Raw genomic sequence first — 19112 nt, 5'->3', positions numbered from 1 at the left:
TCCTACGCCCGCATCATCGGGCGCCGTCGGTTAAGAAACCCTAACGGGCGGTTCACCATGATCGACGCGGTGATTTCTGGGAGCGGCTGTCACGGATCGTGCGTTGACGCGGGCGACTTCGCCCTTCCAGATGCCGACCTCCCCGCGCCGACCCCAAGCCGTCCCAGGATATTTGAGATGATGAGTCCCGCCGCCGACGACGCCCTGCGTGACGAGGTCCGACTGCTCGGCGGCATTCTGGGCGACATCATCCGCGACGAGGGCGGTCAGGCCCTGTTCGACCATGTCGAGGCGGTGCGACAGGCTTCGATCGCCTATCACCGCGACCCGGCCTCGCACCCCGCCAAGCGGCTGGAGAAGCTGCTGACCGCCATGTCGGTGGATCAGGCGGCCGGTCTGGCGCACGGCTTTGCCCTATTCTCTCTGCTGGCCAATATCGCCGAGGACCGCTCGACCCGCCGCCGCGCCCAGAGCCAGGCCGAGGCCGGCGCCCGGCCCGACACTCCGGAAGGCGCGCTGAAGCGTCTGGCCGATCAAGGCGTGGACCGCGAGGCCGTGCGCGCCCTGCTGGATCAGTCGCTGATCTCGCCCGTCCTGACCGCCCACCCGTCCGAGGTCCGGCGCAAGAGCGTCATCGACCGCATCGCCGCCATCACCGACCTGCTGGACGCCTGCGACAAGGCCGGCGACGCCTGCTCCCTAGACGCTATCGCCGAACCGCTGCGCCGCCAGATCGTCATCCTGTGGGCCACGCGTCTGGTCCGCACACAGGGCCTGGTGGTGCAGGACGAGATCGACACCGTCGTCTCCTTCCTGGACCGCATCTTCCTGCACGTCGCGCCCAAGCAGTTGTCGGCCTGGCGGCGTTTGCTGGAGGCGCCCGAGCTGAAGCCCTTCATGCGCGTCGGCACCTGGGTCGGCGGCGACCGCGACGGCAATCCGAACGTGGACGCCACTGTGATGGCCGCCGCCTTCCGCACCCAGGCGCGGGCCGTGCTGACCTTCTATCTGGACGAGGTGCACGCCTTGGGCGCCGAACTCAGCCTCGCCGCCGAACTGGCGCAGGTGTCGCCCGAGCTTCAGGCTCTGGCCGACGCCGCCCATGATCCGTCGCCCCACCGCGCGGACGAACCCTATCGCCGCGCCCTGACCGGCGTTTATGCCCGCCTCGCCGCCACGCACGAGAAGCTGGGCGACGCCCCCCCGCCCCGTCGCCCCGCGGTCAAGGCCGAACCCTATCCGGGGCCCGACGCCTTCGAAGCCGATCTGAAGACGCTTCACGACAGCCTGGTGTCGCACCACGGCGGCGTCTTCGCCGACGACCGGCTCAGCGATCTGATCACGGCGGTCGAGGTGTTTGGCTTCCACATGGCGACCTTGGACATGCGCCAGAACGCCGACGTCCATGAACGTGTTGTCGCCGACCTGCTGAAGGTCGCGGGCGTCGAACTCAACTATCTGGCGCTGGACGAAGAAGGCCGCCTGAAGGTGCTGGCCGCCGAACTGGCCTCGTCGCGCCTGCTGTTCAGCCCCTATGCCGACTATGAGCCGGAAACGCTGAAGGAACGCGCCATCCTTCAGGCCGCCGCGACAGCGCTCGCCGCCTTCGGCCCGCAGGCCATCCGCACCCATATCGTGTCCAAGACCGACGCGGCCTCGGACCTGCTGGAAGTCTATCTGCTGCTCAAGGAGGTCGGTCTCTACCGATCCGAAGACCCCGCCGCCTGCCCCATCCAGGCCGCGCCTCTGTTCGAGACTATCGAAGACCTTCGCGCCGCGCGCCCCACCCTGGAGCGGCTGCTGCAGGAGCCCTCCGCCCTCGCCGTCGCCAAGGCGCGAGGCGTGCAGGAGGTGATGATCGGCTATTCGGATTCGAACAAGGACGGCTCCTACCTGACCTCGGGCTGGGAGTTGCACGAGGCTTCGCGCGCCTTGGTCGAGGTGACGCAGAAGCACGGGCTGAAGCTGCAACTGTTCCATGGGCGCGGCGGCACGGTCGGGCGCGGCGGCGGTTCGTCCTTCGCCGGCGTCCTGGCCCAGCCCGAAGGCACGGTCCAGGGCCGCATCCGCACCACCGAACAGGGCGAGGTGATCGCCAACAAATACGGCGAGCCGGAGATCGCGCTTCGCAATCTGGACGCCCTGACTTGCGGCGCCATGCTGGCCTCACTGGGCAAGGGGACGGATCACGCCTTCACCGCCGAACACGGCGCGACCCTGTCGGACCTGTCGGCCCGGTCGATGGCCGCCTATCGCAAGCTGGTCTATGAAACCGACGGCTTCGTCGACTACTACCGCGCCGCCACCCCCATCGCCGAGATCGCCGATTTGAAGATCGGCTCGCGCCCGTCGTCGCGCACCGCCTCGACGCAGATCGAGGATTTGCGGGCCATTCCCTGGGTGTTCAGCTGGTCGCAGAGCCGGGTCATGCTGCCCGGCTGGTTCGGCTTTGGCTCGGCGGTCCAGGGCAAGGACATGGGCGAGCTGAAGGCGATGGCCGAGGCCTGGCCCTTCTTCAAGACCCTGATCCAGAACATGGAGATGGTCATGGCCAAGTCCGACATGACCATCGCCCGCCGGTACGCCACCCTGGTCCCCGATGCGTCACTGGCGTCGCGCATCTATGGCGAAATCCGCGAGGAGTGGCAGCGCACCCACGACGCCATCCTGGCCATCACCGGCCATGACGCCCTGCTGGGCGGCCAGCCCGAGCTGGACCGGCTCATCCGGCTGCGCATGCCCTATGTCGAGCCGCTGAACCACGTCCAGATCGAACTGATCCGCCGCCGCCGCGCAGGCGACGACGACCCCCGCGTCCGCGAGGGCATCCTTCTGGCCATCAACGGCGTGGCGGCAGGCCTGCGAAACAGCGGCTGACTACAGCCACTTCGTCCGTTTGAACGTCATATACAGCGCCGCGCAGATGGCCGCGATCACGCCCAAGACCGCATAGTATCCGTACTCCCAGTGCAGCTCGGGCATGTGCTCGAAGTTCATGCCGTAGATGCCGGCGATAGCGGTCGGCACGGCCAGGATGGCGGCCCACGCGGCCAGCTTGCGCGTGATCAGGCCCTGACGTTGCTGCTCCAGCAGATTGGCGACTTCGAAGACCGACGACAGGATGTCGTTCAAGCCCCCCAACCGGCTGTTCACCCGCCGCACGTGATCGCCGACGTCGCGGAAATAGGGCCGAACGTCCGGATCGATACAGGGCAGGTCCAGCGACTGGAGCCGTCCCAGCACCTCTTCCATTGGCCCCAGGATGCGCCGGAACTTCAGCAGCTCGCGGCGAAGGGTGAAGAGCCGGCGGATTTCCAGGCGCGACAGGAAGGCGTCCAGCGTCCGCTGCTCCATCTCCAGAACGCTGTCCTCGACATCGTCCACGATGGGGGCATAGGCGTCGACGATGAAGTCCAGAATGCCGTGCAGGACGAAGTCGGGACCCTTCTTAAGCTGCAGGGGCGAGGCTTCCAGCTGTGTGCGCAAATGGTTGTGGGCGCGGGCCGAGCCGTGACGGATGCTGACCACATGGTCGTCGCCGACGAAGACGTGCGTTTCGCCATAGGCCAGCCGGTCATCGATCTTCATGGCCGTGCGCGCCACTACGAACAGTTCGCGGCCATAGACCTCGACCTTGGGCATCTGGTGCGCCGCCAGGGCGTCCTCGACCGCCAGCGGATGCAGCTTGAACCGTTCCACCAAGACGTCGATCTCGGCGTCCGTCGGATCGTACAGCCCCACCCAGACGAACTCGCCCGGCTCCAGCGCCAACCCCTCGGGCGTAAGCGGCGCCTCTCGCACGCGCTGGCCGTCGCGATAAACGTAGGAGGCGACGACGGTCATGAAATCTCCAGCAGATGCCTGCCCTGACTTAGAGGGTGAGAAGTCTCAGTAGAAGCATCGGATGCGCAGACGGTTCGATCCTGACCGAAATGTCATGACGTCGAATTATTCAAGCGGCGCCATTCGGCCGTAGAAGCTTCGCCGTTTCGATCGGATCCAGCTTCACCGTTAGCCACCCCGGACAACAAGGGGTTGGAAAACGGAACTCAGGATCATGCTCAAAATCGTCTCTATCACGGCCGCCGCGGTCCTCTCGGCCGGTTCAGCAAACGCCGCGCAGTTCGAAGCCCACATCCCCTATGGCGATCTCGATCTGTCGACCCGACATGGAGCGGCTGCATTCGACGCACGCGTCAACGGCGCCGCAGATCGCTTTTGCCGTAGTGTCCGATCGATTGAGCGCCCGGTCTGTCGCAATAGTTTCCGGCAGGAAGCGTTGTCTCTGTTGCCCGACCATCGCCGAGCCGAATATGCGCGCGGGCGCTTCGCCTTCGACGCTTGAAACGCAAGACGCCGCCGGACAGATCGTCCGGCGGCGTCCGACTTATAGATAGGCGGCTTTGACCAAGGCCTTATCCGTCCCGAAGAACGGAATGCCCTTGATCAGGAAACCGGGAAGCCCCGGACCTTCAGCAGGGCCGCCACGTCCGGGTCGCGACCGCGGAAGGCGCGATAGGCTTCGGCGCGATCGGTGGTGTTGCCCGGCGCCAGCATGATCGACTTGAAGCGGCCGGCGATGTCTGGATTGAACACGTCGCCCGACTCTTCGAAATAGGCCCAGGTGTCGGCGTCCATCGTCTCGGACCACAGATAGCTGTAATAGCCCGCCGAATAGGCGTCTGACGTGAACAGGTGATTGAACTGCGGCAGGCGGTGCCGCATCACGATCTCCCTGGGCATGCCGATCCGCGCCAGGCTGGCCTTTTCGAACGCGTCGATGTCGGTCGGCGGCACGGCCTGGGTGTGCAGGTCCATGTCCACGATGGCCGAGGACAGATAGCTGACGGTCGCATAGCCCTGGTTGAACGTGGCGGCGGCCTCGATCTTGTTGACCAGTTCGGCCGGCATGGCCGCGCCCGTCTGATAGTGCTTCAGATAGCCGTCCAGGATCGGGCGGCTCAGCACCCAGTGCTCGTGCACCTGCGACGGATATTCGACGAAGTCGCGCGGCGTATTGCCGTACGACGGATAGGTCACCACCGACGACAGATAATGCAGGGCGTGGCCGAATTCGTGGAACAGGGTCTCGGCGTCGTCCAGCGAGATCAGCACGGGCTCGCCCGGCTCCGGCTTGGTGAAGTTGTTGTTGTTCGACGCCAGAATGACCTTGGCGCCGTCCAGCTGCGAGAACGACCGATAGGTGGTCATCCAGGCGCCCGAACGCTTGCCCGGACGGGCGTAGTCGTCGGTGTAGTACAAGCCGATCAGGCGGCCATCGCGGCTCTTGTCATAGACCTCATAGGCCTCGACGTCCGGCTCGAAGGTCGGCACCGATCCCGTGGGCAGCTTCTTGAACTGGAAGCCGTAAAGGCGCTCGGCCATGGCGAAGGAGCCGGCGCGGACCGCGTTCAGCTCGAAGTAGGGCTTCAGCTGGTTCTGATCCAGGTCGTACTTGGCCTTGCGCACCTTCTCGGCGAAGTAGAGGTAGTCCCACGGCTCGATGTCGAAGCCGGCGATCGCCTTCATGTCGGCGACTTCCTCGGCGACGCGGGCCTTGGCCGGCGCCCAGACGCGATCCATCAGGGCCTGAGCATTGGCCGGGGTCTTGGCCATCGTGTCCTGCATGCGCAGTTCGGCGTGGTTGCGATAGCCCAAGAGCTTGGCGCGCTGGTCGCGCAGCTTCACGATCTCGGCGATGGTCGAGTTGGTGTCGTTGGCGTCGCCGTTGTCGCCGCGATTGACGAACTTCTTCCAGACCTGCTCGCGCAGGGCCCGGTCGTCAGCGAAGGTCAGGAAGGGATCGACCGCCGAACGCGTGTTCAGGATCGCCCAGCCCTGCAGGTTGCGGCTGCGCGCCGCGCCGCCGGCGGCGGCCTTGTTCGAGGCCGGCAGGCCCGCCACACCGGCTTCGTTCGGGATCAGGGTCCAGGAATTCTCATCAGCGACGACCTTCTGGCCGAAGCGGGTGAAGGCGTTGGACAGGGCGGTGTTGATCCGGCCGAGTTCGGCCTTGCCGGCCGCGTCCAGATTGGCGCCCGAACGGATGAAGGCATCGCGGCGACGCTCGGCCAGACGCTTCTGCTGGGCGCTGAGGCCCGCCGCGTCCGCGGTGTCGGCGACGGTCTTGACCCGCTGGAACAGCTTCTCGTTGAAGGTGATCTCGTCCGAAGCAGCGGACAGCAACGGTGACAGTTCGGTGTCGACCGCGTCATAAGCTTCGCCGCCGATATTGGACGTCATCACGCCATAGACATTGGACGCCCGGTCCAGCGGCTCGCCGGCCAGCTCCAGCGCCGCCATGGTGTTGGCGAACGTCGGGGCCTCGGGGTTGTTGGCGATTGCGGCGATGTCGGCGCGTTGCAGTTCGATGCCTTCCAGCATGGCTTCGCGCAGCTTGGCCGGCGTCACCTTGTCGAAGGGCGGAACGCCATCATACTTCCCAGTCCAGGCCTGCAGCAGCTCGGCGCGCGGCGTCTGGCTGGGCAGGACGGCGCGGGCGATGCGCGCTTCCTCGGCGACGCTGGCGGCGGACGGCGCCGCAGCGGACCCGCCCGAGGTCGCGCCTGTGGAAGCGCAGGCCGACAGGGCCATCAGGCTGCCGCCCGCGATGAGAAGCTGGCGTCTATGCATGGAATGCTCCGAAACAAGATCATGGTTGTGATACACTTAGGCGCACGGATCGCGCCCGTCACCTGACGCGGGGATAAACTTGTCGCCAATCCGGTTGGATACGTCGTCGCACTGTTCTAAAGCCGGGCCATGGCTATTGGCGTTTTCGACTCCGGCGTGGGCGGCCTGACCGTCCACCGCGAACTGACCCGACGCTTCCCCCAGCGGGACTTCGTCTATTTAGCCGACCAGGCCCACGCCCCCTATGGCGGGCGCGGCGGCGAAGACATCGTCGAACTGACGAAAATCGGCTGCGAGCGGCTGTTCGACGCCGGCGCCTCCGTCGTCGTCCTGGCCTGCAACACCGCCAGCGCCATTGCGCTTCGCCGTCTGCAACAGACTTGGCTGCCGGGTCTGCGCGAGCGTCTTGGCCGCCCGGTCAATATCCTCGGCATCATCGTCCCGACCATCGAGGCGGCGACGGGCAAGCCCTGGAGCTTCGAGGCCGAGCGCCCGCAGGAAGGCGAAAAGGTCGCCTCCATCGACATCACCGGCGTCTTCTGCACCGCCGCCACGGCCATAAGCCGCGTCTATGAGATCGAGATCGACAAGCGGCGCGAGGACATCGCCGTCTTTTCCGAGCCCTGCCCCGGCCTGGCGGGTCTGATCGAGCTGGGTGCGCCGCCGGAGGAGCTGAAGGTGGTGATCGACGACCACGTCGATGCGCTGCGTCGCCGCATCGGCCGCCACCCGGACAAGGCCATCCTGGGCTGCACCCACTATGAGATCGTCGCCGAACTGTTCGCCCAGGCCCTGCCGGCCGGCACCGTTCTGATCGAACAGCCGACGGCGGTGGCGGATGCGCTGGAGCGCTATTTCAAGGCGCACCCGGAATACGATCTGGGCGACAGCGGGCGCCGCGACTTCTTGACCACCGGCCAGGCCGGGCCGCAGTCGGAACTGGTGTCCCAATTCTGGGGCGCGCCGGTGACGTTCGAACAGGCCTAAGGGTTCAGCAGCCCGGGCAATCCGGCAGCGGCTCGGTCTCCAGCTGCAATGTCGTATGGCCGATGGCGTAGCGCTTCGCCACGGCCTGGGCCTCGCAGATCAGGGCCGCCGTGTCCGCGCGGTCGTGGACCAGATGGGCGGTCAGGGCCGTCTCGGTCGTCGACAGTCCCCAAACGTGCAGATCATGCACGGCTCGCACGCCCGGCAGGCCGACCAGCGCCTGCTCCAGAGCCGCCACGTCCACGCCCGTCGGGGCGCCGTCCATGGCCAGATTGACCGAGTCCTTCAGTAGGCCCCAGGTCGACCACAGGATCACGACCACGATCGCCAGGCTAACCAGCGGATCGACGACCGACCAGCCGGTCATCATGATCAGCCCGCCCGCCAGCACCACGCCCAGCGACACGCCCGCGTCGGCCATCATGTGCAGATAGGCGCCGCGCGCATTCAGGTCGTGCTGCGACTTCATGAACAGCAGCGCGGTGCCCAGGTTGATGACGAACCCGATGCCGGCGACCGCCATGATGACGCCCGAGCCGACCGGCGCAGGCTCGTTGAATCGCCGCACGGCCTCGAACGCGATGGCCCCGCAGGCGAAGATCAGCAGCAGCGCATTGCCCAGCGCCGCCAGGACCGTCGCCTTGCCAAACCCATAGGTCCGCCGACCGCCCGCCGCCCCATGTGCGCCGCGTCGCGCCAGCCAAGCTGCACCGCCCGCCATGGCCAGGCCCAGCACGTCCGACAGATTGTGCCCGGCGTCGGCCAACAGGGCGGTAGAATCCGCGATCAGCCCCGCGCCGAACTCGCACGCCACGAACAGCAGATTGACCACCAGTCCGACGGCATAGCGCCAGTCGCCGGTGTCCACTGGGCCGTGGCTATGACCGCCGTGGCCGTGGTTGTGTCCGTGGTGACTGTGAGAATGCCCATGGCCGTGATCCGCATGATCGTGGTCATGCCGGTGGCTGGGGCTGTGGTCGTGCGCGGCGTTCATGGCTCGCCTATACGCCCTCTGGCGAAACAGCCAAGCCGCTACATGATAACGCATTGAATGTTATTATGTAATATCGCTTCAGTGTTGGTGCATGGCGACAACGAGGCCGAGAGCGATCAAGGCCACGCCAAGCACCGCCCCCTCATATCGCGCCCATCGCTCCAGCCGCAGGATCGAGGCGCCGGCGCTGGCCAGGGCCGTGAAGACCGCCATGCCGGCGATCGTCCCCGCCGCGAACACCACCGTCAGCAGCGCCAGGGCGCCAAGCCCCGCCGAGGCCGAAGACAGATAGATGGGCAGCAGCACTTCGCCCGGCGAAACCGCCATCATGGCGACCAGACCCAGGAAGGCGGCCTTGTCCGACACGGCCGGCTCGGGCGTCTCGACCGCGGGACCACCGGCCATGGCCGGGCGCTTTAGGGTCGCACGCGCCAGATAGAAGGCGCCGAACAGGAACAGCAGCACCGCCGCCAGGTGGGGCAGCACGCCCTCAATCCACTGATCCAGCGCCAGACCCGCCGCCACGATCAGACCACCGACCACCGCCGTCGTGGCGATATGGGCCAGACCCGCCGCCATCACCGCCATCAGGATCCGCGACGGTCGCCAGCCTTGCGCCCGCCCAACCAGGGTGAAGGGAAGCCAGTGGGTCGGCAGGGCCGCATGCAGAAAGGCCGCAACAAAGCCGCCGCCCAGCAGGGAAAGCATGACGGACTGTTCGGGACCGGGGGACATGACCGGCCCTATAGCGTGTTACTTTATAACGGTCGAGAAGAATCGGCAGTCAAAGCCAATCGGCGAACGGCTCGCGGTCCAGCATCTCTTCATAGGTCGGGCGTGGCCGGATCACGGCCCACTGATCGCCATCCACCAGCACCTCCGGGATCAAGGGCCGGCTGTTGTATTCGCTGGACATCACCGCGCCGTAAGCCCCCGCACCGGTGAAGACGATCAGGTCCTCGGCCTCCAGCGGCGGCAGCGCGCGGTCACGCGCGAAGGTGTCGCCCGTCTCGCACACCGGCCCGACCACGTCATAGGCCGTCGCCCCGCCCTCGCGCGGATTGACCGGCTGGATGTCGTGGAAGGCGTCGTACAGGGCCGGCCGCATCAGGTCGTTCATCGCCGCGTCCAGCACCAAAAAGCGCCGTCCGTCCGAGCGTTCGTTGACCTGGATCACCTGGCTGAGCAACACCCCGGCGTTGGCGGCCAACAGGCGACCCGGCTCGAACGCCGCCTCGACGTCCAGTCCGTTCAGAACCCGCGCCGCCATGGCGACATAGTCGGCCGGTGACGGCGGTTCGGTCCCGCCTGAATAGGGCACGCCCAGCCCGCCGCCCAGGTCCAGCCGGGTCACGGCATGACCCTGGTCCCGCAAGTCGCGCGTCATCTGGGCCAGCACGGTGAAGGCGGATTCCAGCGGCGCCAGATCGGTGATCTGGCTGCCGATATGGCACGCCAGCCCGACGGGCGTGACATGGGGCGAGGCCGAGGCGCGGGCGTAAAGCTCCATCGCCTCCTCGACCGGCACGCCGAACTTGTCGCCCTTGCCGCCCGTGGTGATCTTTGCGTGGCCGCCCGCGCCCACGTTCGGATTGACCCGGACGGCGATGGCCGGCGACGCATCCATCATGGCTGCAACGGCGATCAGCCGATCCAGCTCGGCGCCGGATTCGACGTTGATCTGACGCACGCCGACGCTGATGGCGAAGGCCATTTCCACATCGGTCTTGCCGACGCCGGAGAAGATGATCCGATCGGACGGCACGCCGGCGGCCAAGGCGCGGCGGATTTCGCCCTCGGAGACGGTGTCCGCGCCGGACCCCAGTTTCGCCAGGGTCGCCAACACCGAAAGGTTGGAGTTGGCCTTGACCGCAAAGGCGATCAGGGCCTCGCCCAGAGCGTCTCGATGCGCATCGGCGGCGGCGCGCAGCAGGCCGTAATGCCGCTTCAGGGTCGCGGTCGAATAGACATAGGCCGGTGTGCCGACCTCGTCCGCGATCAGCTCCAGCGGCACGCCCTCGGCATGGAGGGCGCCGTCCTTCAGGTCGAAATGGTGCAACTTACCGCGGGTCGTTCTGGGCGGCGCCGGCGCCGATCGGGTCGGACGGGCCGCCGTCGATCGGCACGCTGCTGGAGGGACGGTTCATGGTCGCCGGCTCGGGCAGCCCCGGCGCGCGGCTGCTGCGCGGCGCACGCTCGGTCTCGCGCACCGGCGATTCCAGATCGGCCATCCGGCCGCAGGCGGAGGTCAGAAGCGCGAGCGCGCCCGCGAGGATCAGAGATTTTTTCACAGGCGGGCTCTCCAGTCGGCGATGCGCGCACGGACCTGTTCCGGCGCGGTTCCCCCATAGCTTTGGCGGCTTTGGCACGAAGCCTCGGCGGTCAGCACCTTGTAAACCGCTTCGGTGATCCCCGGCTCCAGTTTCTGCATTTCTTCCAGCGGCAGTTGCGACAGATCCACGCCCAGCCCCTCCGCCCGTTTGACCGCCGCGCCGGTCACGTGGTGCGCCTTCCTGAACGGCAGGTTCAGTTCACGCACCAGCCAGTCGGCCAAATCCGTCGCGGTGGAAAAGCCTGCGCCCGCCGCCTGGGCCATCCGCTCGGTATTCGGTTGCAGCGCCGACACCATTGCCGTCATGGCGACCAGGGCCAGGTCCAGGGCGTCGAACGCCTCAAACACCGGCGGCTTGTCCTCCTGCATATCCTTAGAATAGGCCAGCGGCAGGCCCTTCATCACCGTGGACAGGGCGACCAGAGACCCCATGATCCGCCCGGTCTTGGCCCGCACCAGTTCGGCGGCATCCGGATTGCGCTTCTGCGGCATGATCGACGAGCCGGTGGTCAGGTCGTCGGGCAGGCTGGCGAAACCGAACATCGGCGTCATCCAGACCACGATCTCCTCAGCCAAGCGCGACAGATGCCCGGCCGTGATCGAGGCGGCGGCCAGGCTTTCCAGCGCGAAGTCGCGGTCCGACACGGCGTCCAGGCTGTTGGCCATCGGCCTATCGAAACCCAGATCCGCCGCCGTCGCCTGGCGATCGATGGGAAAGGGCGAACCGGCCAGGGCCGCCGCCCCCAGCGGGCTTTCATTCATCCGCGTGCGAGCGTCGGCGAAACGTCCGGCATCACGGCCAAACATCTCGACATAGGCCATCAGATGGTGACCCAGGGTCACCGGCTGGGCGGTCTGCAGATGAGTGAAACCGGGCATCAGGTCGCCCGCATGCTGCTCGGCGCGCGTCAGCAGCGCAGCCTGCAAGGCCTTCAACTGCGCGACCGAGCGATCGCAGGCGTCGCGCACCCACAGGCGGAAATCGACGGCGACCTGATCGTTGCGGCTGCGCGCCGTGTGCAGCCGACCCGACGGCTCGCCGATCAGTTCATTGAGGCGCGCCTCCACATTCATGTGGATGTCCTCGAACTGGTCGCGGAACGGGAAGGTCCCGGCCTCGATCTCGGACTGGATGACCTCCAGCCCGCCCAGGATCGCGTCCGCATCGGCCTGCGCGATGATGCCCTGCTTGGCCAGCATGCGGCAGTGGGCTCGCGATCCGGCCAGATCCTGACGCCACAGGCGCTGATCCACGCCGATGGAGACGTTGATCGCCTGCATGATCTCGGCGGGGCGCGACGAAAAGCGTCCGCCCCACATGTCTTGACCCGCGGGCTTCACCGGCGCAGTCGAACCGCCGGATGGATTGGCGTCGGAAGAAGGTGTTTCGGTCATGAGCGGCTCAAGAAAGGCGATCTGGGCGGTCGTCGGCGCGGTCGTCGTCGTCAGCACCATCGCCGGCGCCGGCGGCATGGCGATGTCGCTATACGCCAATCATCGCCAGAAGGCGCAAGTCGAACAGACCACAACCGCCGCTGCGGCGCCAAAAAGCGACTTGGCGCGCTTCGCGGTCGGATCCCTGGCCGCGCTGTCGACCCCGGCCGAGTCAAACCCGGCGCCCGAATACGCGTTCCGCGATCGCACGGGCACAGCCGTCCGCTTCTCGGCCTTCCAGGGCAAGGTCGTAGTCGTCAACCTTTGGGCGATGTGGTGCGCACCCTGCAAGGCGGAAATGCCCACGCTTCAGGCGCTGGCGAAGGCCTATGAGACGAACGAGGATCTGGTCGTCCTGCCGATCAACGTAGACGCCACGCCCGACGCCGCAGCCGAGGCGAAACGTTTCTTGGCCGACCACGCGCCCCTGCCGTTTTACAGTGACGCCAAATTCCAGCTGCCGTTCGAGTTTCCCGGCAAGGGCGCCATGCCGCAGACCATTATCTTGGATCGTCAGGGCCGCATCCGCGCTGTCATGAAGGGCGAGGCGGACTGGTCCAGCCAAGAAGCCCACGCCCTGATCGATGCGATCCTGGCGGAAGGCGGCGCGCCGCCTCCCGCCTGATCGACTTTTAGTTGTTATTGGCCGGCACGCGCTGGTCGGTCGCGGGATTGATCGCGCCAGGCTTGCCCTCGGCCGCAGCCTCGGCCTGTTCGGTTTCCAGCTTGTCGGCGACCTTGCCGGCGCCGCTCTCGACCGCCTGCGCCGCCTTCATCGCGCCGCCTTCGATCACTTCTCCGGCCTGAGACGCGACATCGGCCGTCTTGTCGGCCGCAGCCTCGGCATGCGCCTCGGTCTTTTCCTGCTCGGCCTGGGTGCAGGCGGCAGCACCCAGCGTCATTGCGGCGACGGCCGCCATCAGGGCTTTAGTTCGGATCGTCACGACGAAACTCCGGTCAAGGTTGAAATGTCGACCGGAAAACGCAGCACAACGGCGCAGGTTGCAGCGGGAATGAGGTGGTGACTGGAGGCGGGATCGAACCGCCGACCTGTGGGTTATGAATCCACCGCTCTAACCATCTGAGCTACCCAGTCCCGGGCCCTGCGCGAGGCCGGGGCCAGCGCGAAAGAGGCGTGCCTATATCGCCGTCGGGCGCGCGGTTCAAGTCGTCTCGGACCAGAACCTGCGGCGATAGAGCGCAAGACGCCCTGCCACAGGAACGGTAACGCTGGCCCCGCCGTTTCCTAGCGACCGCCCACAGCCCAGCCGGAGCTCGCCCTTCATGCGCCTGATCGTCGCCGCCGCCTCGACATCCCTGCTCGTTCTCGCCGCCGCCTGTGGCGCAAATAGCGAAAGCGCCGGTGCTGCGCCTCAGGCCGGGGCCCCGCTGGAAACCCGTCCGGCGAACAATCCCGATCAGCAACCGGCCTTCGCTGGCCAGACCCGCGCGCCGGGCGTCAAGACCGAAGAGGCCATGACCCATACGGTGGTCGCCTCGGACCTTGTCTACCCCTGGGGTCTGGCGGCCCTGCCCGACGATCGCTGGCTGGTGACTGAAAAGCCGGGTCGTCTGCGCATCATCACCGCCCAGGGCCAGGTCAGCGAACCGGTCGCGGGCCTGCCCGCCGTCGATGCGCGCGGTCAAGGCGGCCTGCTGGATGTGATCGTCGGACCGAGCTTCGCGCAGGATCGCATGATCTATTGGAGCTATGCCGAACCGCGCGAGGGCGGCAACGCCACCTCGGTCGCGCGTGGGCGTCTGTCAGACGACGGATCGCGCGTCGAGAAGGTCCAGGTCATCTTCCGCGCCCTGCCCGTCTATGACGGCGACAAGCATTTCGGGTCGTCCCTGGCCTTCGCGCCGGATGGCAAGTTGTTCATCACACTGGGCGAACGCTCGGACAAGCCGATGCGGCCCCAGGCGCAGGATCTGGGCTCGCACATGGGCAAGACCATCCGCATCAACGCCGACGGCACAGTCCCGCAGGACAACCCCTTCGTCGGCCGCGCCGGCGCCCTGCCGGAAATCTGGAGCCTGGGACACCGCAACGTTCAGGGCGTCGCCGTTCAGCCAGGGACGGGCGCGATCTGGACCATTGAACACGGCACGCGCGGCGGCGACGAGGTCAATCTGGACAAGGCCGGCGCCAACTACGGCTGGCCGGATGCGGCCTACGGCGTCGAATATGCGGGCGGTCAGATCAACAGCGGCGCGACGCAAAAGGATGGCACCGAACAGCCCGTCTACTACTGGGATCCAGTCATCGCGCCGGGCGGCGCGACCTTCTATCAGGGCGCCATGTTCCCCGGCTGGGACGGAAACCTGCTGGTCGCAGGCCTGAAGGAAAAACACATTGCGCGTCTGGTCATCCAGAATGACCGGGTGGTTGGCGAAGAGCGCCTGCTGACAGACCTAGGCGAACGCATCCGCGACGTGGCGGTCGGCGCCGACGGGTCGATCTGGGCCATCACCGACGAGCAGAATGGCAAGCTGGTCAGGCTGTCGGCGACGCAGTAGTCTTTGAGGGCCGGGGGGCTATGCGGAGCGGTGACGCTCCAAAGGGAGCAGCGAAACATGCGTATCCTCATCCTTTCCGCCGCCGTTGTCCTGCCGCTGCTTTCGGGCTGCGGCACGATGGGCGCGACCAATAGCTATCAACAGGACCTGAACGCTCTGGAGGCCGCCTGCACGCGTGACCAAGGCATTTTGACGCCGACTGGCGTTCAGACCGGCCGTCCCCAGACCGAATACGCCTGCAAGATCACTGGCGGTGCCACCCGTATTCCGCCTCGCTGACAGCGGGCGCTCGGCCGGCGTTCCCACGCTCTCATACCTTCAGTCAGTCAAAGCATCCGCCGCAAGCGGCCGCGATCACGCGGCTTATTACTTGACGTTGACGTAAACGTAGGGTTCTTGGCGTCCACGCTTGGAACCGCCTTGTCCGTCGTGCCGCGACCTGCCGCACGTTGAGGATGAGCCCAAAGATGGAGACGCACTTCCATGGCTGACGCCTATATCTACGACGCCGTCCGTACGCCGCGCGGCAAGGGCAAGAAGGACGGCTCGCTGCACGAGATCACCGGCCTAAGCCTGGCGACCCAGGTGCTGGAAGCCCTGCGCGATCGCAACGACCTGGACACCTCCAAGGTCGATGACGTCATCCTGGGCTGCGTCACGCCCGTGGGCGAACTCGGCGCCGACATCGCGCGCACGGCCGTGCTCTCGGCCGGCTGGTCGCAATATACGGCGGGCGTCCAGATCAACCGCTTCTGCGCCTCGGGCCTGGAAGCCGTGAACATGGCGACGGCCAAGGTGAAGTCCGGCGAGGCCGATTTCGCCGTCGGCGGCGGCGTCGAGGTCATGAGCCGCGTGCCGATGGGTTCGGACATGGGCGCCTGGCCGACCGACCCCTCCTCGGCCTTCCCGACCTATTTCGTGCCGCAAGGTGTGTCGGCGGACATGATCGCCACCAAATACGGCTTCAGCCGCGACCACGTGGACGCCTATTCGGTCGAGAGCCACAAGCGCGCCGCCAAGGCCTGGGCCGAGGGCCGGTTCAAGAACTCGGTGATCGGCGTCAAGGACCAGCTGGGCCTGACCATCCTGGATCATGACGAGACGATTCGTCCAAATACGGACATGCAGGCTCTGGGCGGCCTGAACCCCTCCTTCGCCATGATGGGCGAACTGGCCTTCGACAGCGTGATCAACCAGCGCTACCCCGAGGTCGATCGTGTCAACCACGTCCACACCCCCGGCAACTCATCCGGCATCGTCGACGGTTCGGCCGGCGTCCTGATCGGCTCGCTGGAAGCCGGCCAGGCTCTGGGCCTGAAGCCGCGCGCCAAGATCCTGGGCGGCGCCTCGATCGGCTCGGAGCCGTCGATCATGCTGACCGGCCCGGAATATGTGACCCGCAAACTGCTGGGCAAGCTGGGCATGACGCCCGACGACATCGACGTATGGGAGCTGAACGAGGCCTTCGCCGCCGTCGTCCTGCGCTACATGCAGGCCCTGAACATCGACCACGCCAAGATGAATGTGAACGGCGGCGGCATCTCGATGGGCCACCCCCTGGGCGCCACCGGCGCCATGATCACCGGCATCGCCCTGGACGAGTTGGAACGCTCGAACAAGTCCACCGCCCTGATCACCCTGTGCATCGGCGGCGGCATGGGCACCGCCACCGTCATCGAACGCGTCTGAGGATCACACCCATGGAAAACTTCAAGATCGACGTCGACGCCGACGGCATCGCCCTGGTCACCTTCGACGTGCCGGGTCGTTCGATGAACACCCTGACCTCTTCGGTGATGAAGGAAATCCCCGAACTGGTCGAACGCATCAAGACCGACGACGCCATCAAGGGCGCCGTCATCACCTCGGGCAAGGCGTCGGGCTTCTGCGCCGGCGCGGACCTGGGCGACATGGCCGGCGGCGTGCTGTCGGGCGGCGGCGACCTGCAAAAGGCGTTCGACGCCGGCTGGAAGCTGAACGGCGCCTTCCGCGCGCTGGAGACCTCGGGCAAGCCGATCGCGGCCGCGATCAACGGCCTAGCTTTGGGCGGCGGGCTGGAGTTCACCCTGGCGGCCCACTACCGCGTGGTCGAGAACGACAACAAGATCCAGCTGGGCCTGCCCGAGATCAAGGTCGGCCTGTTCCCCGGCGGCGGCGGCACCCAGCGCCTGACCCGTCTGGTCGGTGTCCAGAACGCCATGATGGCGATGAGCGAGGGCAAGTCCTTCCGCCCGAACGACGCCAAGGGCGCCGGCATCGTCCATGAAGTTGTCGAAAAGGGCCAGTCGGTCGAGGCCGCCAAGGTCTGGATCAAGAACGGCGGCAAGGCCGTCCAGCCCTGGGACGAGAAGTCGTTCAAACTGCCCGGCGGCGGCCCCTATCACCCGGCCGGCATTCAGAACTTCATGGTCGGCAACGCCATGCTGCGCAAACAGTCCTACGGCAACTATCCGGCCGTGGTGAACCTGATGAAGGCCGTTTACGAGGGCGCCCAGGTGCCGATGGACGCGGCCCTGCGCATCGAGACCCGCTACTTCATCAAGACCCTGATGACGCCGCAGGCCCAGGCCATGATCCGCAGCCTGTTCCTGTCCAAGCAGGAGCTGGACAAGGGCGCCGTGCGCCCGGCGGGCGTGCCCAAGTCCGATCCGAAGAAGGTGACCGTCATCGGCGCCGGCATGATGGGCGCGGGCATCGCCTATGTGCAGGCGCTGGCCGGCATCGAAACCATCCTGATCGACCAGACCCAGGAAGCCGCCGACAAGGGCAAGGCCCATGTCGAGGAACTGCTGAAGAAGCGCCTGTCGCGCGGTCAGCTGACGCAGGAGAAATACGACGCCCTGCTGGGTTCGGTCACGGCGACGACCGACTATGAGCTGATCAAGGGTTCGGATCTGGTCGTCGAGGCGGTGTTCGAAAACCGCGAGATCAAGGCCGATGTGACCAAGCGCGCCGAGGCGCAACTGGCCGAGGGCGCCGTCTTCGGCTCCAACACCTCGACCCTGCCGATCACCGGCCTGGCCGAGGCCTCGGTGCGGCCCGAGGACTTCATCGGCATCCACTTCTTCTCGCCCGTCGACAAGATGATGCTGGTCGAGATCATCCTGGGCGAAAAGACGGGTCAGGCCGCCATCGCCAGGGCGCTGGACTATGTGCTGAAGATCAAGAAGACGCCGATCGTCGTGAACGACAGCCGCGGCTTCTACACCTCGCGCTGCTTCTCCACCTTCCTGATGGAGGGCATGGCGATGCTCGAAGAGGGCTACGGCCCGGCCCTGATCGACAATGTCGGTCGCATGACCGGCATGCCGCGCGGCCCGCTGGAGATGCACGACGACGTCGCCCTGGATCTGTCCTACAAGATCGCCAAACAGACGGCGCTGGATCTGGGCGACAAATACGTCCCGTCGGAAGGCGCCGACATCGTCGCCAAGATGGTCGAGGGCGGTCGCTTCGGCCGCAAGAACGGCAAGGGCTTCTACGACTATGACAGCAAGCCCAAGACGATCTGGAAGGGTCTGGGCGAACTGGCCCCCACCACCAAGGGCATCGACCAGCCGGAAGAGCCGACCGCCTTCGCTCAGATCGACGAACTGAAGACGCGCCTGCTGTATCGCCAGGCCGTCGAAGTGGCCCGTTGCTGGGAAGAGGGCGTCATCGACGACCCGCGCGAAGCCGATCTGGGCGCCATCCTGGGCTGGGGCTTCGCGCCCTGGACCGGCGGCCCGATCAGCATGATCGACGGCATCGGCCTGGCCAAGTTCGTCGAGACCGCCGACCGTCTGGCCGCGACCTATGGCGACCGCTTCAAAGTTCCGCAGCTGCTGCGCGACATGGCGGCGAAGAACGAGACCTTCTACGGCAAGTTCGCCCCGGAGAAGGCCGCCGCCTGATCGGTCGCGGACATCCACAGAAGACGGAACGGGCGGCCTTCGGGTCGCCCGTTTTCGTTTGGCGTTTGACTTTCGTCATCCTCCGGCACGCCAAGCGCGACCGGGGGGACCCAGCGGCTCCGGAGGCGATCTTTCCATCGCAGGATATCGGGGCATCGAGTCCGTGACAACTTCGCGCTCACGCGCGCCGCTGGGTTCCGGGTCTCCGCTACGCTTCGCCCGGAATGACGAAAGAAAGCTCAGCACCGCTCACAAAAGAAAAGACCCGCCCGACACGAGGTCGAGCGGGTCGCTCCGCCGCCCTTCGCGGGGTCGGTGG

Annotated in this window: 16 protein-coding genes and 1 tRNA gene; 8 read left to right on the top strand and 9 right to left on the bottom strand. The window is 66.4% G+C overall.

The features are described from left to right. Nucleotides 1–177 precede the first annotated feature (177 nt). Nucleotides 178–2877, top strand: coding sequence for a phosphoenolpyruvate carboxylase (ppc, locus tag ASF31_RS08925; protein ID WP_082465095.1), 2700 nt, complete (start codon nt 178–180; stop codon nt 2875–2877). Here ppc and ASF31_RS08920 read toward each other — a convergent pair whose 3' ends face one another. Next, nucleotides 2878–3843 (bottom strand): magnesium and cobalt transport protein CorA, encoded by a 966-nt coding sequence (locus ASF31_RS08920; RefSeq protein ID WP_055754327.1) that lies wholly within the window; start codon nt 3841–3843, stop codon nt 2878–2880. A 214-nt stretch (nt 3844–4057) separates the two neighbouring features. Here ASF31_RS08920 and ASF31_RS08915 point away from each other — a divergent pair, with 214 nt between their 5' ends. Next, the gene (locus ASF31_RS08915) at nt 4058–4345 is read left to right on the top strand and encodes a UrcA family protein (protein ID WP_055754326.1); all 288 of its coding nucleotides are present in this window, start codon (nt 4058–4060) and stop codon (nt 4343–4345) included. A gap of 101 nt (nt 4346–4446) precedes the next feature. Here ASF31_RS08915 and ASF31_RS08910 read toward each other — a convergent pair whose 3' ends face one another. Then, on the bottom strand, nt 4447–6633 hold the full coding sequence (locus ASF31_RS08910; RefSeq protein ID WP_055754325.1) for a M3 family metallopeptidase: 2187 nt from the start codon (nt 6631–6633) through the stop codon (nt 4447–4449). 129 nt (nt 6634–6762) lie between these two features. On the opposite strand from ASF31_RS08910, the gene ASF31_RS08905 reads away from it, so the two are divergent. Next, nucleotides 6763–7620: a glutamate racemase gene (locus ASF31_RS08905; protein ID WP_055754324.1), complete on the top strand. Its 858-nt coding sequence runs from the start codon at nt 6763–6765 to the stop codon at nt 7618–7620. A gap of 4 nt (nt 7621–7624) precedes the next feature. On the opposite strand, the gene ASF31_RS08900 is transcribed toward ASF31_RS08905, so the two are convergent. The 5 genes from ASF31_RS08900 to argH all read right to left on the bottom strand — a co-directional run bounded on the left by ASF31_RS08900 (nt 7625) and on the right by argH (nt 12341). After that, a complete protein-coding gene (locus ASF31_RS08900; RefSeq protein WP_055754323.1) occupies nt 7625–8614 on the bottom strand; it encodes a cation diffusion facilitator family transporter in 990 nt (329 codons plus the stop codon). Nucleotides 8615–8692: 78 nt separating this feature from the next. Then, entirely contained in the window at nt 8693–9349 is a 657-nt protein-coding gene (locus ASF31_RS08895; protein ID WP_055754322.1) for a hypothetical protein, read from the bottom strand. Nucleotides 9350–9398: 49 nt separating this feature from the next. Further along, a complete protein-coding gene (lysA, locus tag ASF31_RS08890; RefSeq protein ID WP_055754321.1) occupies nt 9399–10673 on the bottom strand; it encodes a diaminopimelate decarboxylase in 1275 nt (424 codons plus the stop codon). A gap of 1 nt (nt 10674) precedes the next feature. Next, nucleotides 10675–10905: a hypothetical protein gene (locus tag ASF31_RS08885; RefSeq protein ID WP_055754320.1), complete on the bottom strand. Its 231-nt coding sequence runs from the start codon at nt 10903–10905 to the stop codon at nt 10675–10677. Continuing rightward, nucleotides 10902–12341, bottom strand: coding sequence for an argininosuccinate lyase (gene argH, locus ASF31_RS08880; protein ID WP_369814636.1), 1440 nt, complete (start codon nt 12339–12341; stop codon nt 10902–10904). The genes ASF31_RS08885 and argH overlap by 4 nt, the downstream gene beginning before the upstream one ends. Between argH and ASF31_RS08875 the strand changes: the two genes are divergently transcribed. Beyond that, complete coding sequence (locus ASF31_RS08875) at nt 12340–13005, top strand: TlpA disulfide reductase family protein (RefSeq protein ID WP_055754318.1); 666 nt, start codon at nt 12340–12342, stop codon at nt 13003–13005. The genes argH and ASF31_RS08875 overlap by 2 nt on opposite strands. Nucleotides 13006–13012: 7 nt before the next feature. On the opposite strand, the gene ASF31_RS08870 is transcribed toward ASF31_RS08875, so the two are convergent. Continuing rightward, nucleotides 13013–13324, bottom strand: a complete 312-nt coding sequence (locus ASF31_RS08870; RefSeq protein WP_055754317.1) for a hypothetical protein — start codon at nt 13322–13324, stop codon at nt 13013–13015. Between the two features lie 75 nt (nt 13325–13399). Then, a tRNA-Met gene (locus tag ASF31_RS08865) sits at nt 13400–13476 on the bottom strand. 188 nt (nt 13477–13664) lie between these two features. Here ASF31_RS08865 and ASF31_RS08860 point away from each other — a divergent pair. The 4 genes from ASF31_RS08860 to ASF31_RS08845 all read left to right on the top strand — a co-directional run bounded on the left by ASF31_RS08860 (nt 13665) and on the right by ASF31_RS08845 (nt 18793). Further along, nucleotides 13665–14900 (top strand): PQQ-dependent sugar dehydrogenase, encoded by a 1236-nt coding sequence (locus ASF31_RS08860; protein WP_055754316.1) that lies wholly within the window; start codon nt 13665–13667, stop codon nt 14898–14900. 57 nt (nt 14901–14957) lie between these two features. Further along, nucleotides 14958–15179 (top strand): hypothetical protein, encoded by a 222-nt coding sequence (locus tag ASF31_RS08855; protein ID WP_055754315.1) that lies wholly within the window; start codon nt 14958–14960, stop codon nt 15177–15179. 204 nt (nt 15180–15383) lie between these two features. After that, a complete protein-coding gene (locus ASF31_RS08850; RefSeq protein ID WP_055754314.1) occupies nt 15384–16589 on the top strand; it encodes an acetyl-CoA C-acetyltransferase in 1206 nt (401 codons plus the stop codon). An 11-nt stretch (nt 16590–16600) separates the two neighbouring features. Next, entirely contained in the window at nt 16601–18793 is a 2193-nt protein-coding gene (locus ASF31_RS08845) for a 3-hydroxyacyl-CoA dehydrogenase NAD-binding domain-containing protein (protein ID WP_055754313.1), read from the top strand. Nucleotides 18794–19112 lie beyond the last annotated feature (319 nt).

It is taken from the genome of Brevundimonas sp. Leaf280 (genome assembly GCF_001422455.1).
Lineage (GTDB): Bacteria > Pseudomonadota > Alphaproteobacteria > Caulobacterales > Caulobacteraceae > Brevundimonas.
The sequence above is the reverse complement of the archived record's forward strand: the minus strand, read 5'-3'. Positions and strand labels throughout refer to the sequence as shown.